We start from the raw sequence: 14681 nt of genomic DNA, 5'->3' as shown, positions 1-14681 counted from the left end.
TTACTTCCCGCGAGAAGGGCGCATCATAAGTAGAGAAGGCAAGACAATAGTCCCAATGACCGAGCTTTACTTTTCTTCATCGCAGAACCCTCCCCGCCGGCTTGTGGTGATGGGCGTTTCGGGCTGCGGCAAGTCCAGCCTGGGGGCCGCGCTGGCCCGCGAGCTGGGCCTGCCGCTGATCGAAGGCGACGACTTCCATCCGCCCGAAAACGTGAGCAAGATGCGCGCCGGCATCGCGCTCACCGACGCCGACCGGGCCGGCTGGCTGGACACCCTGGCGTCCACGCTCGCCGCGCATCCGCAGGGAGCGGTGCTGACCTGCTCGGCGCTCAAGCGCGGCTACCGCGAGCGGCTGCGAGCCGCGGTGCCGGAATTGCGCTTCGTCTTCATGGAACTGTCGCGCGAGGAGGCCGAGCGCCGGGTCGCCGGCCGCGGGGGGCACTTCTTCTCGGCCACCCTGGTCGCCGACCAGTTCGCCACCCTCGAGTCGCCGGTCGGAGAGGCAGGGGTGCTGGCGGTGGATGCGACCGCGCCGCCTGCTGAACAGGTGAGCCGGGCCCGGGCCTGGTTGGACCAGGAAGCCGCGGCCGGTCCGGCGCCATAGCCAGTTCCCGCAAGCCCGCGGGCGCGGGGGCGGGCTAAGGTGGTGGCCCGAACGCCGCCCACGCCCACTCATGCTCGATGCCCCACCGCCCGGCCATTACTTCCGCACCGAGCACCAGCAGTTCCGCGCCGCCTTGCGCGAATTCGTCGCGCGCGAGATCACGCCGCACGTCCATGACTGGGACGAGGCCGGCAGCTTCCCGCGCGAGCTCTACCGCCGTGCCGCCGCGCTGGGCGTCCAGGGCCTGGGCGTGCCCGAGGCCTACGGCGGCACGCCGGCCGACGTCTTCTTCAAGATCGTCGTCGCCGAGGAACTGGCCCGCTGCGGCAGCGGTGGCCTGCAGGCCTCGCTGGGCTCGCACATCATCGGCCTGCCGCCGGTGGTCGAGGCGGGCAGCGAAGCGCTGAAGCAGCGGGTGATCCCGCCGGTGCTGGCGGGCGAGGCCATCATCGCCCTCGCCATCACCGAACCCGGCGGCGGCTCGGACGTCGCGAGCCTCGCGACAACGGCGGTGCGCGAGGGCGATCACTATGTGGTCAACGGCGAGAAGACTTTCATCACCTCGGGAATGCGCGCGGACTTCATCACCACGGCCGTGCGCACCGATCCCGCGAACAAGGGCGCCGGCGGGGTTTCGCTGCTGCTGATCGACGGCGATACACCGGGTCTCGCGCGCACCGAGCTCAAGAAGATGGGCTGGTGGGCTTCCGACACCGCGCACCTGCGCTTCGAGAACTGCCGGGTGCCGGCCGACCGGCTGCTGGGCGCCGAAGGGCAGGGCTTCCCGATCATCATGAAGAACTTCAACACCGAGCGCCTCGTGATGTCGGCCCTGGCCTGCAGCTTCGCCGAAGTCTGCTCCGAGGAGGCGCTGGACTGGGCGCGGCAGCGCAGGACCTTCGGCCGGCCGCTGTCGGAGCGCCAGGTGATCCGCCACAAGCTGGTCGACATGGTGGCGCGCATCGATGCGGCCCGCTGCCTGCTCTACGACCTGGCCTGGCGCATCGAGCACCGCGCCGCCGAGCCGGCCCAGCTGGTCGCCCGCATCTGCATGCTGAAGGTGGTGGCCACGCAGGCCATGCAGTTCTGCGCCGACCAGGCGGTGCAGATCCTCGGCGGCATGGGCTTCATGCGCGGCACGAAGAGCGAGCGCATCTACCGGGAGGTCAAGGTGATGATGATCGGCGGCGGGTCGGAGGAAATCATGAAGGACCTGGCCGCGCGCCAGCTGGGGATCTAGGCATGGCAAAGATCGAGTCGACCCTGTCCGCGAACGGCGAAGCCTTCCAGGCCAACCTTGCCGGCATGCTCGCGCTCATCGAGCGCCTCCGTGGCATCGAGGCGCGAACCGTGCAGGCCTCCGCGGCCTCGCGCGAGCGCTTTGAAAAGCGCGGGCAGCTGCTGCCGCGCGAGCGGCTGGCGCTGCTGCTCGACGCGGGCGCGCCCTTTCTCGAGCTGTCCACGCTGGCCGGCTTCGGCATGGACAGGCCCGACCTGGAGAAGAGCGTGCCGGGCGGTGGCGTGATCTCGGGCATCGGCCAGGTATCGGGCATCCGTTGCATGGTCAGCGTTTCCGACTCCGGCATCGACGCAGGCGCGCTGCAGCCCATGGGCCTGGACAAGCAGCTGCGCATCCAGGAGCTGGCGCTGGAGAACCGCCTGCCCTTCGTGCAGCTGGTCGAGAGCGCCGGCGCCAACCTGATGGCCTACCGCGTCGAGGACTTCGTGCGCGGCGGCAACATCTTCCGCAACCTCGCGCGCCTGTCGGCTGCCGGCCTGCCGGTGCTGACGGTGACGCACGGCTCTTCCACCGCGGGCGGCGCCTACCAGACCGGGCTGTCGGATCACATCGTGATGGTGCGCGACCGCACCCGCGCCTTCCTCGCCGGCCCGCCGCTCTTGAAGGCGGCCACCGGCGAGATCGCGAGCGAGGAGGAACTGGGCGGTGCCGCGATGCACACCTCGGTCTCGGGCCTGGGCGACTACCTGGCCGAGGACGACCGCGATGCGCTGCGCATCGCGCGCGAGATCCTGGCCGGCATGGACTGGAATCGCGGCCTGCCACAGGAGGTGCGCAGCTTCGAGCCTCCGCGCCACGACGCCGAGGAACTGCTGGGGATCATGCCGATGGACCCCAAGCGTCCGGTCGACATGCGGCAGGTGATCGCCCGCATCGCCGACGGCTCCGAGTTCCTCGCCTTCGGCCAGGACTACGGTCCGGCCACCGTCTGCGGCACCGCGAAGATCGAGGGCTGGCCCCTGGGCATCGTCACCAACAACGGCCCGATCGACGTGGCCGGCGCGAACAAGGCCACGCACTTCATCCAGGCCTGCTGCCAGGTGCGCACCCCCATCCTCTACCTGCAGAACACGACCGGGTACATGGTGGGGCGCGCCTACGAGGAGGCCGGGATGATCAAGCATGGCTCGAAGATGATCCAGGCCGTGACCAATGCCACCGTACCGCAGTTCACGATCCATTGCGGCGCCTCCTTCGGCGCGGGCAATTACGGCATGTGCGGGCGCGGCTTCCACCCGCGCTTCTGCTTCTCCTGGCCCAATGCGAAGACGGCGGTGATGGGCGGCGAGCAGGCGGCGCGCACCATGGCCATCGTCACCGAGGCCGCGATGCGGCGCAAGGGCGAGGTGGACCACGCCAAGCTCGAGGCGCTGCAGCGGCAGATCATCGAGCGCTTCGAGCGCCAGATGAGCGTGTTCAGCACCAGCGCGCTGCTGCTCGACGATGGTGTGATCGACCCGCGCGACACCCGCGCGCTCCTGGCCCAGCTGATGTCGATCTGCCGCGATGCGGAGGCGAAGGTACCGCAGCCCATGCAGTTTTCGGTGGCGCGGCCATGACGTCTGCCACGCCGTTCCACAAGATCCTTGTCGCCAACCGCGGGGAGATCGCGCTGCGCGTGATGCGCACGGCGCGCGCGCTCGGCTATCGCACGGTAGCGGTGTACTCCACGGCCGATGCCGGCGCGCTGCATGTCGCGCAGGCCGATCAGGCGGTCTGCATCGGCGAGCCGCTGCCGGCGCAGTCGTACCTGTGCATCCCGGCGATCATCGAGGCGGCGCGGCGTACCGGTGCCGACGCCGTGCATCCGGGCTATGGCTTCCTGGCCGAGAACGAGGCGTTCGCGCGTGCCTGCCGCGAGGCCGGGCTGGTGTTCATCGGGCCCTCGCCGGAGGCCATCGCCGCGATGGGCGACAAGGCCGGCGCCAAGCGCCGCATGAGCGAGGCCGGCGTGCCCTGCATCCCGGGCTACCAGGGCGAGGACCAGGGCGAGGAGCGGCTGCGCACCGAGGCCGGGCGCATCGGCTATCCGGTGATGATCAAGGCCAGCGCCGGCGGCGGCGGCCGCGGCATGCGGCTCGCATCGTCCGACGATGAATTCGCCGAGCTGCTCAGGAGCGCGAAGTCCGAGGCGCGCGGCGCCTTCGGCGACGACACCGTGATCCTGGAGCGCGCCATCGCGGCGCCGCGCCACATCGAGATCCAGGTCTTCGCCGACCGGCACGGCAACGCCATCCACCTGGGCGAGCGCGACTGTTCGGTGCAGCGCCGCCACCAGAAGTTGATCGAGGAGGCGCCCTCGCCGGCGGTCACGCCCGAGCTGCGCGAGCGCATGGGCGCCGCGGCGCTGGCAGCCGTGAAGGCCATTGGCTACGAGGGCGCGGGCACGCTGGAGTTCCTGCTCGATGCCGAGGGCCGGTTCTACTTCATGGAGATGAACACGCGGCTGCAGGTCGAGCATCCGGTGACCGAGGCGATCACCGGCCTCGACCTGGTGGAACTGCAGTTGCGCATCGCCGCGGGCGAGGCGCTTGCGCTCACGCAGGCGCAGGTCCGCTTCGACGGCCATGCCATCGAGCTGCGGCTGTGCGCCGAGGATGCGGGGCAGGGCTTCATGCCGCAGAGCGGCACGCTGGCGCTGTGGCAGCCGCCCGAGGGCTTGCGCGTCGAGCATGCGCTGCGCTCCGGCGCGGAGATTCCGCCCTGGTACGACTCGATGATCGGCAAGCTGATCGCCCATGGCCGCACGCGCGAAGAGGCGCGCCGCCGCCTGTTGCATGGGCTGGAGGCGCTGGTGGCGCTCGGCGTGACGACCAACCAGCTCTTCCTGGGCCGTTGCCTGGCGCATCCTGCCTTCGCCGCGGGCGAGGCCACCACCGCTTTCATTGCGCAGCATGCCGATGCCTTGCTCGCGCCGGATGACGCGGCGCACCTGCGAGCGGCGGCCGTGGCGGCCGTGCTGCTGCACGAGACGGCCGGCGAGCGCAGGCGGCAGCCGGGCGACCGCGCACTGACGCACTCGCTGGCGATCCCGCTGCGCTTCGACGTGGACGGCCGGCGCCATGCGGGCCGGCTGCAGCTGCGCGAGCAACAGCGCTTCGACGTCGACATCGACGGGAACGCCATCGAGTTGGCGATGGTCCGGCTCGACGGCGATCGGGCGCGCCTGGTCTGCGACGGCGTGATGGAGACCGCGGTGTTCCACCGCGAAGGCACGCGCTTGCTGCTGCACTATCGCGGCCGGCCTTTCGCGATCGACGACCAGGCGCGCTCCGCGGGCGTGCGCCCGGGCGAGGGCGGCGGCGACGGCAAGCTGCGCGCCTCGATGAACGGGCGCGTGGTCGCGGTGCTGGTCGCGGTCGGCGACCGTGTGCAGGCGGGGCAGCCCATGGTCACGCTGGAGGCGATGAAGATGGAGCACATCCATGCGGCGCCTGCGGCGGGCAGGGTGGGGGCGCTGCATGTTGCCGTCGGCGAGCAAGTGGCGGCGCACCGGGTGGTCGCGGAGATCGAGGCGGGCGCGTCGTAGCCTGGGGTGGGCACCGGGCCCTCGAAGCACGCGCAACGCGCTCACACTCCCAGGCCTGCTCCCTCTTAGCGCGCCTTGCCTCTTCCCGTCTTCTTTGCGGCGGGCCGCCGCGCGCGCTTGGGTGTTCCCGAGCGCAAGGCCGCCTCCCACGCCAGCCGTCCCCAACGACCCGCTTCATCTCGGTCCTCGAAGATCTCTTCGGGCGCCTGGCGGTAAGACATCTCCATTCGCCGCCCCTCGCGCTCGTACCCAAAGGCGGGCAGCCCGCGCTTCTCGAATTCGGCCAGCGTCTGGGCGTCGGCCTTGAGGTAGAGCGTGTCGCTGGCCACCAGCGCGAACATGCGTCCATCGTGGTAGATGCCGTGGCCGCCGAACATGCGGCGCGTCTCGATGCGGCCCATGCGCTCGAACACCTCGTGCAGGCTCTGGACGAACTGGCTCATCGTGTTCAGCGGGCCCAGGCCCGCCTCAGGGCTCGAGGCTCCGGGCGTGATGCACCAGGTGGTCAGCCACGAAGCTCTGCACGAAGTAGTAGCCGTGGTCGTAGCCCTCGTGCCGACGCATCGTGAGCGGCTGGCCCGCGGCGCGGCAGGCCGCCTCGAGCCGGTGCGGATGCAACTGGTCGGCCAGGAATTTGTCGGCCAGGCCCTGGTCGACGAGGATGCCTTCCGGGTAGGGCGCGGCGGTCTGCGACTGCATCAGCGCGCTCGCATCGTGCGCGAGCCACTGCTCGCGATCGGCGCCCAGGTAGCCGCCGAAAGCCTTCTCGCCCCAGGGGCACTCGGTGGGTGCGCAGATCGGCGCGAAGGCCGAGAGCGAAGCGAAGCGGCCCGGGTGGCGCAGCGCCAGCGTCAACGCCCCATGGCCGCCCATCGAGTGGCCGAAGATGCCCAGGCGGTGAATGTCGATGGGGAAATGCCCGCCCACCAGCGGCAGCAGCTCGTGGACGATCCAGCTTTCCATGCGCCAGTGCGTGGCCCAGGGCGCCTGCGTGGCGTCGAGGTAGAAGCCGGCACCGACGCCGAAGTCCCAGTTGTCGCTTTCGCCGGGGACTTGCGCGCCGCGCGGGCTGGTGTCGGGCGCGATCAGCGCCAGGCCCAGCTCGGCCGCCAGGCGCTGGGCGCCGGCCTTGACCATGAAGGTCTCCTCGTTGCAGGTCAGGCCTGCGAGGTACATCAGCGCCGGCACCGGGCCCTGCCGAGCCTGCGGAGGCAGGAAGACCGAGAAGCGCATCGGCAGGCCGATCTCGCGTGCGTCGTGTTCGTGAAAGCCTTGGGTGCCGCCGAAGCAGCGGTGTTCGGAAAGCGTGCGGATGATGCCAGGGCTCATGGTCGGGAAGATGTCGCCAGGTCGAGGACCGCGCGGGCGAAGTCCTGCGGTTTTTCCTGGGGCAGGTTGTGGCCCGCGCCCGGCACCACGCGGTGCTGGTGCGGGCCGGTGAAATGGCGGGCGTGCGCGGCGGTTCCGCCGATCATCATCACGCCGTCGTCGGCGCCGTCGAAGGTGATGGCGGGCACCGTGACCGGCGGCAGCGCGGCCAGCCGGCGCTCGATGTCGTCGTAGGCCGGATCGCCGGTAACCAGGCCGAAGCGGTGGCGGTAGGAGTGGATCACGACCTCGACGAAGTCGGGGTGGTCGAAGGCGGCGGCGCTGCGCTCGAAGGTGGCGTCGTCGAAGGTCCAGGTCGGCGACCAGAGCGACCACAGCAGCCGGCACAGCGCGCGCCGGTCCTGTTCGAGCCCGGCGCGGCCGCGCTCGCCGTGGAAGTAGTACTGATACCAGTAGCGCCGCTCGTTCTCGGGCGCGAGGGGCTTCGCGGCGGCGGCGATGTCCTGGATGTTGAAGCTGTTGAGCGAGACCAGCCCGGCGCAGCGCTCGGGCCACACCGCGGCCACGATGCAGCAGGCGCGGCCGCCCCAGTCGTAGCCCGCGAGCACGGCGCGCGGGATGGCCAGCGCGTCCAGCAGCGCCAGCAGATCGGCGCCGAAGGCGCCCTGCTGGCCGGAGCGCGGCGTCGCCCCGTCGAGGAAGCGCGTGCTGCCGTAGCCGCGCATGTAGGGGACGATGACGCGGCAACCCTTCGCCGCCAAGAGCGGCGCGACTTCGGCGTAGGCGTGGATGTCGTAGGGAAAGCCATGCATCAGCACGACCGGCGGGCCGTCGGCGGGGCCGCTCTCGTGGTAGCCGACATCGAGCACGCCGGCCCGGACCTGGCGAAGCCGTGTCATCGTCGCCATGGCTCGGCCCGCTTCAGTACAGCACCACGCCGCGGATCGACTCGCCGCGCTTCATCAGGTCGAAGCCCTTGTTGATGTCTTCCAGCGGCATGGTGTGGGTGATCAGGTCGTCGATGTTGATCTTGTTCTCCATGTACCAGTCGACGATCTTCGGCACGTCGGTGCGCCCGCGCGCGCCGCCGAAGGCCGAGCCCTCCCACTTGCGGCCGGTCACCAGCTGGAAGGGGCGGGTGCTGATCTCGGCGCCGGCCTCGGCCACGCCGATGATGATGCTGCGGCCCCAGCCCTTGTGCGTGCACTCCAGCGCCTGGCGCATCACCTGCGTGTTGCCGATGCACTCGAAGCTGTAGTCGGCGCCGCCGTCGGTCAGCTGCACGATGGCATCGACGATGTTGGCGTGCTCCTTCGGGTTGAGGAAGTGCGTCATGCCGAACTTGCGCGCCATCGCCTCGCGCGCCGGGTTCAGATCGACGCCGATGATCTTGTCGGCGCCCACCATCTTCGCGCCCTGGATCACGTTCAGGCCGATGCCGCCCAGCCCGAACACCACCACGTTGGCGCCGGCCTCCACCTTGGCGGTGAAGATCACCGCGCCGATGCCGGTGGTCACGCCGCAGCCGATGTAGCAGACCTTGTCGAAGGGCGCGTCCTCGCGGATCTTGGCCATCGAGATCTCGGGCGCCACGGTGTAGTTGCTGAAGGTCGAGGTGCCCATGTAGTGGAAGATGGGCTTGCCCTCCAGGCTGAAGCGGCTGGTGGCGTCGGGCATCAGGCCCTTGCCCTGCGTGCCGCGGATCAGCTGGCAGAGGTTGGTCTTGCGCGAGAGGCAGAACTTGCACTGCCGGCATTCGGGCGTGTACAGCGGGATGACGTGGTCGCCCTTCTTGAGCGAGGTGACGCCGGGGCCGACGTCGACCACGATGCCCGCGCCTTCGTGGCCGAGGATGGCCGGGAAGATGCCTTCCGGGTCAGCGCCCGAGAGGGTGTAGTAGTCGGTGTGGCAGATGCCGGTGGCCTTGATCTCGACCAGCACCTCGCCGAACTTCGGACCTTCGAGATCCACGGTTTCGATGCTGAGCGGTTGGCCTGATTTCCAGGCGACGGCGGCTTTGGTTTTCATGGGAAGGCAGAAAAGTGAAGAGGTGCGGGAGGCGTATCACTTTATGCCATAGAACTCCGCCGCATTCGCACCCCGGACGCGCGCCTGATCGGCCGTGGACAACACAGCGAGCAACTGGTCCGACACCGCGTGCCATTGCAGATAGTCGCCGGCCAGGTTCAGCACCGGCCAGTCGCTGCCCCACATCAGGCGCCCCGGGCCGAAGTGCCGCAGCAGATGGTCGACATAGGGGCGCAGCACGGCCGCGTCCCATCCGGCGCCAGCTTCGGTGGCCAGGCCCGAGAGCTTGCAGTACACCGGTGTCTCCGCGGCGAAGCGGGCCATCTGCGTGGCCCAGGGCTCGAAGGCGCGGTGCGCGATGGCGGGCTTGGCGGCATGGTCGATCACCATGCGCAGCGAGGGATGGGCGCGTGCGAAGGCCATCGCCGCATCGAGCTGGTGCGGCTTGATCAGGAGATCGAGGCACAGGCCCAGATCGGTCATGGTTTGGATGGCGGGCTGGAGGCGCGCGTCCAGGATCCAGGCCGGGTCTGGGATGTCCTGCAGCATCGGCCGCAGGCCCTTGAGCAAGGGTTCTTGCGCGAGCCGGCGAATGCGGGCCGGCGCATCGGGCGCGGCGAGATCGGTCCAGCCCACCACCGCGCGCACCCGGCTGCGGGGCTGCCCGGCCAGGGCCAGCAGGCGCCAGGTCTCGGCTTCGCTGGGTGCCGCCTGGACGAGCACGGTGCCGTCGATGCCGGCTTGGTCGAGCAGCGCAGCCAGGTCCTCGGGGCCGAAGTCGCGGTAGATCGGGTGCAATGCCGGGGTGTCGGCCAGCCAGCCGTAGTCGCGGTTCGCGAGCGACCAGTAGTGCTGGTGCGCATCGATGCGCAGCGTGCCCATCTGCTTCAGCCCTCGCGCGCCAGCGCTTCCCACAGCGCCGCCGGAATGGGCACCTGCGCATGCGCGACGCTTTGCGCGATCTCCTCGGCGCTGCGCGCGCCCACCACCACCGCGGCCGCGGCGGGGCAGGCCATCGCGAACTGCAGCGCTGCGGCCGGAAGCGCGACCCCGAAGGAGGCGCAGGTCGAAGCGAGGCGGGCGACCCGCGAACGCACCGCCTCGGGCGCCGGCTGGTAGTGGAAATGCGCACCTGGCGTGGCGCCGCTCGCGAGGATGCCGGAATTGAAGACACCGGCCAGGATCAGCTTCACGCCCCGGGCCACGCACAGCGGCACCAGCTCGCGGGCGGCCGAGTCGTCGAGCAGGGTGTAGCGGCCGGCCAGCATCATGCAGTCGAAGTCGCCCGCGGCCAGCGCGTCGCGGCACACCTCCCACTCGTTCACCCCGATGCCAACGGCGCCCAGCACGCCTTCGCCGCGCAGCCGATCGAGCGCGCGGTAGGCGCCTTCCATCGCCTCGCGAAAGCGTGCGGGCTGTCCGTCGGCGCCATGCGTGTGGCGGTCGATGTCGTGGATCAGGGCGATGTCGATGCGCGAGAGGCCCAGCCGTTCCAGGCTCTCTTCGATCGAGCGCAGGGCGCCGTCGAAGCTGTAGTCGAAATGCGGCGCCAGCGGCAGCCCGTGCACATAGCCGTCGCGCTCGGGCGGCGCGGCCGGGTCGGGGCGCAGCAGCCGGCCGACCTTGGTCGAGAGCACGAAATCCCCGCGCGGCTGGGTCCGCAGCATGCGGCCCAGGCGCAGCTCGCTGAGGCCATGGCCGTAGAGCGGCGCGGTGTCGAAGTAGCGCAGGCCCAGGCGCCAGGCCTCCTCGAGGGTGCGCTCGGCCTCGGCGTCGGATAGTTGTTCATAGAGGTTGCCGAGCGGCGCGCCGCCCAGGCCGAGTTTCAGCGGGCCGGCGAGCCGCTCCAGCAGCGGCATGCTCTTGCTGTTCATGGGTGCTATTCCTTCGGGCGGACCACGCCCCTGCAGCAGCAGATTGCCACAAAGAGTGCTACCCCGAGGCCGGCAACACCTGCTACAAACGCCCCATGAAAAAGATCCTCGTCCTCAACGGCCCCAATCTCAACCTGCTCGGCACCCGCGAGCCTGCGCAGTACGGCTACGAAACCCTGGCCGACGTCGAGCGCCTGTGCGCGGAGGCAGGCGCGAAGCTTGGGGTGGCCATCGAATGCCGCCAGTCGAACCACGAAGGCCAGCTCATCGACTGGATCCACGAGGCCGGCCGCGAGGTGGCCGCCGGCCGCATGCTGGGCGTGGTGATGAACCCGGGCGCCTACACCCACACCTCGATCGCGCTGCACGATGCGATCAAGGGCGCGAGCGTGCCGCTGGTCGAGCTGCACATCTCGAACGTGCATGCGCGCGAGGAGTTCCGCCACCATTCCTACATCTCGCCGGCGGCGCGCGGCATCATCGTCGGCTTCGGCGTCAAGGGCTATGCGCTGGCGATCGAGGCGCTGGTGCGGGTGAGCGAGAGCGCTTGAGCACGGAGCGGCCCGGGCTGTTCACGGGCGAAGACGGCGCACTGCGCTGCCGCTGGTGCCAGTCCACCACGGCCTACCAGCACTACCACGACAACGAGTGGGGCTTCCCCGTCACCGACGACCGGCGCCTGTTCGAGAAGCTGTGCCTCGAAGGCTTCCAGGCAGGCCTGAGCTGGCTCACCATCCTCAACAAGCGCGAGGCCTTCCGGCGTGCCTTCGCGCACTTCGATGCCGAGCGCGTCGCGCGCTTCGGGCCGAAGGACGTGGAGCGCCTGCTCGGCGACACGGGCATCGTGCGGCACCGCGGCAAGATCGAGTCGGCCATCAACAACGCGCAGCGGGTGCTGGAACTGCGCGAGCAGCTCGGCTCGCTGGCCGCCTATGCCTGGGGCTTCGAGCCCGACCCGGCCTCGCGACCACGCCGCATCACCCACGAGGCGCTCCGGGCCATGACCACCTCGCCGGAGTCGGTGGCGATGTCCAAGGATCTGAAGAAGAGGGGCTGGAGCTTCGTCGGCCCGACCACGGTCTATGCCTTCATGCAGGCCATGGGACTGGTCAACGACCACGTCGAGCAGTGCCACGCGCGCGAACTCGCGTTGGCGGCGCGAGCCGGGCTGAAGCTGCCGGACTAGCGGACTAGTGGGTCTGCGGGCCGGCCACCTTGCGGTGGTTCACCCGGCCCTGGCTGTCGACGCTCTCGAGGTGCACGTCGAAGCCCCAGAGGCGGGCGACATGCTTGAGCACTTCCTGCGCATCGTCGTGCAGCGGGCGGTCGTTGTGCTGCGTGTGCCGCAAGGTCAGGGAGCGGTCGCCGCGCAGGTTGACGCTCCAGACCTGGATGTTCGGCTCGCGGTGATTGAGGTCGTACTGGCGCGACAGCGACTCCCGCAATTGCCTGTAGCCGCTGTCGTCGTGGATGGCCGAGACCTCGAGTTCCGGCTCGTCTTCCTTGTCGCGGATCGCGAAGAAGCGGAAGTCGCGCATCAGCTTCGGGGACAGGAACTGGCCGACGAAGCTCTCGTCCTTGAAGTTGCGCATCGCGTAGTCCAGCGACTGCTGCCAGGGCGAGCCGGCCAGGTCGGGGAACCAGCGCCGGTCTTCCTCGGTGGGGTTCTCGCAGATGCGCCGCAGGTCGGTGTACATCGCGAAGCCCAGCGCATAGGGGTTGATCCCGCTGTAGGCGCGGTGGCCGACCGGCGGCTGGTACACCACGTTGGTGTGCGACTGCAGCCACTCCATCATGAAGCCGTCGGCCAGCAGGCCCTCGTCGTACAGGGTGTTGAGCAGGGTGTAGTGCCAGAAGGTGGCCCAGCCCTCGTTCATGACCTGGGTCTGGCGCTGCGGATAGAAGTACTGCCCGATTTTGCGCACGATACGCACCACTTCGCGCTGCCAGGGTTCCAACAATGGTGCATTCTTCTCGATGAAGTAGAGCAGGTTCTCCTGTGGCTCGGAGGGGAAGCGCTTGGATGCCTCTTCTTCCTCCGCGCTGCGGCCGGCACGCCGGGGCAGGGTGCGCCAGAGGTCGTTGACCTGCTGCTGCAGGTGGTGCTCGCGGTCCTCGCGGCGCGCCTGCTCCTGGCTCAGCGACAGGCGCTGGGGGCGGCGGTAGCGGTCCACGCCGTGGTTCATCAGGGCGTGGCAGGAGTCCAGCAGGTCCTCGACGGCCGGCAGGCCGTGCCGTTCCTCGCACTCGCTGATGTAGTGCCGGGCGTAGACCAGGTAATCGATGATGGACGAGGCATCCGTCCACATCTTGAACAGGTAGTTGCCCTTGAAGAAGCTGTTGTGCCCGTAGGCGGCATGGGCGATCACCAGGGCCTGCATGGCCATGGTGTTCTCTTCCATGAGGTAGGCGATGCAGGGGTCGGAATTGATGACGATCTCGTAGGCCAGCCCCATGTGGCCGCGGCGGTAGTTCTTCTCGGTCGAGATGAACTGCTTGCCGTAGGACCAGTGGCGGTAGATGACCGGCATGCCCACCGAGGCGTAGGCGTCCATCATCTGCTCGGCCGTGATGATCTCGAGCTGGTTGGCGTAGGTGTCCAGCTTGTAGCCGCGCGCCACGCGGGCGATCTCGCTGTGGTAGCGCTCGATCAGCTCGAAAGTCCAGTCCGAAGGGCTGGGCAGCGGTTCTCGTTTCTTGGCGTTCACACCGTCCCCCTCTCCTTTTTGAACAGGTCGCGGAACACCGGGTAGATGTCCGCCGCGTCGGCAACCTTGCGCATTGCGAAATTCTTGTGGGAGTCGACCAGCTGGCTGTACTCCTCCCACATGTTCTGCTCGGCATCCGCCACCTGCACGTAGGCGTAGTAGCGCACCAGCGGCAGCAGGTGGTCGGCCAGCAGCTCGCGGCAGCGGCCGCTGTCCTGGTGCCAGTTGTCGCCGTCGCTGGCCTGGGCGCCGTAGATGTTCCACTCGTTGCTGGGGAAGCGCGCGCGGACGATCTCGTGCATCAGCGTGAGCGCGCTGGAAACCACGGTGCCGCCGGTCTCGGTGGCGTGGAAGAACTCTTCCTCGGTGACCTCGCTGGCCTGGGTGTGGTGGCGGATGAAGACCAGCTCGATCTTGTCGTAGTGCCGCGTCAGGAACAGGTACAGCAGCATGAAGAAGCGCTTGGACATGTCCTTGCGCGCCTCGTCCATCGAGCCCGAGACGTCCATCAGGCAGAACATCACGGCCTTGGCCGAGGGGATCGGCACCTTGACCCGGTTGCGGTAGCGCAGGTCGATCGGGTCCAGATAAGGGATGTGCTTGGCCTTGGCCTTGAGCTCCTCGATCTTGGCCTCGGTGTCGCGGATTTCGCGCTGCACCAGCGCATCGGCGGCGCGCGGGCTGCGCTTCAGGTGCAGCAGGTGGGCCTCGAGCTCGCGGATCTCGCGCCGCGAGTCGCCGCCCAGTGCGATGCGCCGCGCCAGCGCGCCGCGCATGGAACGCACCACGTGCAGGTTGGTGGGCATGCCGTCCTGGGTGAAGCCGGCGCGGTGGCTCTTCCATTCCGGCACTTCGGCCAGCTGGGTGCGGATCAGGTGGGGCAGGGCGAGATCCTCGAAGAAGACCCGCATGAACTCTTCCTTGGTCAGGCGGAAGACGAAGTCGTCCTCGCCGCCCTCGCCGTCGCCGGCCTGCGAGCCGCTTCCCTTGCCGCCACCGCCGCCTTGGGGCCGCTCGATGCGGTCGCCCTTGACGTATTCGCGGTTGCCCGGGTGCACGTACTCGCGGTCGCCGCCGGGGCCGTGCCCGAACACCGGCTCGGACACGTCGCGCTTGGGCAGCGTGATGTCCTCGCCCTGCTCGAGGTCGCGGATGTTGCGGCCGCTGACGGCGCGGCGTACGGCTTCCCCGATCTGCTCGCGGTAGCGCCGCAGGAAACGCTCGCGGTTGCCGATGGACTTGTTCTTCCCCGACAGACGGCGGTCGATGATCTGCTGCAGCATTGCCACGGCCGAACTCCCTTGTCAGC

Annotated in this window: 14 protein-coding genes; 6 read left to right on the top strand and 8 right to left on the bottom strand. The window is 69.3% G+C overall.

Features of this window, described 5'->3' with window-relative positions; genetic code table 11:
- The first annotated feature begins 55 nt into the window (after window positions 1-55).
- The 4 genes from GXN78_RS05095 (at window position 56) to GXN78_RS05080 (ending at window position 5433) form a co-directional block, all read left to right on the top strand.
- Complete coding sequence (locus GXN78_RS05095) at window positions 56-604, top strand: gluconokinase (RefSeq protein ID WP_239142609.1); 549 nt, start codon at window positions 56-58, stop codon at window positions 602-604.
- A 70-nt stretch (window positions 605-674) separates the two neighbouring features.
- Window positions 675-1844 carry an acyl-CoA dehydrogenase family protein gene (locus tag GXN78_RS05090; protein WP_106555998.1) on the top strand — a complete coding sequence of 390 codons (1170 nt, stop codon included), beginning with the start codon at window positions 675-677 and terminating at the stop codon, window positions 1842-1844.
- A gap of 2 nt (window positions 1845-1846) precedes the next feature.
- Window positions 1847-3463 (top strand): acyl-CoA carboxylase subunit beta, encoded by a 1617-nt coding sequence (locus tag GXN78_RS05085; protein ID WP_106555999.1) that lies wholly within the window; start codon window positions 1847-1849, stop codon window positions 3461-3463.
- On the top strand, window positions 3460-5433 hold the full coding sequence (locus GXN78_RS05080) for an acetyl-CoA carboxylase biotin carboxylase subunit (RefSeq protein WP_106556000.1): 1974 nt from the start codon (window positions 3460-3462) through the stop codon (window positions 5431-5433). Before GXN78_RS05085 ends, GXN78_RS05080 begins: the two co-directional genes overlap by 4 nt.
- Before the next feature lie 65 nt (window positions 5434-5498).
- Here the strand turns inward: GXN78_RS05080 and GXN78_RS05075 are convergent, their stop codons facing one another.
- Genes GXN78_RS05075 through GXN78_RS05050 form a run of 6 tightly spaced genes read right to left on the bottom strand, consistent with a single transcriptional unit; the run spans window position 5499 to window position 10664 of the window.
- Complete coding sequence (locus tag GXN78_RS05075) at window positions 5499-5876, bottom strand: TfoX/Sxy family protein (protein WP_106556001.1); 378 nt, start codon at window positions 5874-5876, stop codon at window positions 5499-5501.
- Between the two features lie 25 nt (window positions 5877-5901).
- On the bottom strand, window positions 5902-6762 hold the full coding sequence (fghA, locus tag GXN78_RS05070; RefSeq protein ID WP_106556002.1) for an S-formylglutathione hydrolase: 861 nt from the start codon (window positions 6760-6762) through the stop codon (window positions 5902-5904).
- Window positions 6759-7661, bottom strand: coding sequence for an alpha/beta hydrolase (locus tag GXN78_RS05065; protein ID WP_106556057.1), 903 nt, complete (start codon window positions 7659-7661; stop codon window positions 6759-6761). The genes fghA and GXN78_RS05065 overlap by 4 nt, the downstream gene beginning before the upstream one ends.
- A 22-nt stretch (window positions 7662-7683) precedes the next feature.
- Window positions 7684-8790 (bottom strand): S-(hydroxymethyl)glutathione dehydrogenase/class III alcohol dehydrogenase, encoded by a 1107-nt coding sequence (locus tag GXN78_RS05060; protein WP_106556003.1) that lies wholly within the window; start codon window positions 8788-8790, stop codon window positions 7684-7686.
- Between the two features lie 36 nt (window positions 8791-8826).
- Complete coding sequence (locus GXN78_RS05055; protein ID WP_106556058.1) at window positions 8827-9663, bottom strand: amidohydrolase family protein; 837 nt, start codon at window positions 9661-9663, stop codon at window positions 8827-8829.
- 14 nt (window positions 9664-9677) lie between these two features.
- Entirely contained in the window at window positions 9678-10664 is a 987-nt protein-coding gene (locus tag GXN78_RS05050) for an aldo/keto reductase (RefSeq protein WP_106556004.1), read from the bottom strand.
- Window positions 10665-10759: 95 nt separating this feature from the next.
- Here GXN78_RS05050 and aroQ point away from each other — a divergent pair, with 95 nt between their 5' ends.
- Together aroQ and GXN78_RS05040 are read left to right on the top strand one after the other, a co-directional pair.
- Window positions 10760-11215 (top strand): type II 3-dehydroquinate dehydratase, encoded by a 456-nt coding sequence (gene aroQ, locus GXN78_RS05045; protein ID WP_106556005.1) that lies wholly within the window; start codon window positions 10760-10762, stop codon window positions 11213-11215.
- Complete coding sequence (locus tag GXN78_RS05040; RefSeq protein WP_275407559.1) at window positions 11212-11850, top strand: DNA-3-methyladenine glycosylase I; 639 nt, start codon at window positions 11212-11214, stop codon at window positions 11848-11850. The genes aroQ and GXN78_RS05040 overlap by 4 nt, the downstream gene beginning before the upstream one ends.
- 4 nt (window positions 11851-11854) lie before the next feature.
- Here GXN78_RS05040 and GXN78_RS05035 read toward each other — a convergent pair whose 3' ends face one another.
- Together GXN78_RS05035 and GXN78_RS05030 are read right to left on the bottom strand one after the other, a co-directional pair.
- Entirely contained in the window at window positions 11855-13372 is a 1518-nt protein-coding gene (locus GXN78_RS05035; protein ID WP_106556006.1) for a SpoVR family protein, read from the bottom strand.
- Window positions 13369-14661: a YeaH/YhbH family protein gene (locus GXN78_RS05030; protein WP_106556007.1), complete on the bottom strand. Its 1293-nt coding sequence runs from the start codon at window positions 14659-14661 to the stop codon at window positions 13369-13371. The genes GXN78_RS05035 and GXN78_RS05030 overlap by 4 nt, the downstream gene beginning before the upstream one ends.
- Window positions 14662-14681: the final 20 nt, after the last annotated feature.

The organism is Variovorax sp. WS11 (assembly GCF_010499245.1).
Lineage (GTDB): Bacteria > Pseudomonadota > Gammaproteobacteria > Burkholderiales > Burkholderiaceae_C > Variovorax.
The sequence above is the reverse complement of the archived record's forward strand: the minus strand, read 5'-3'. Positions and strand labels throughout refer to the sequence as shown.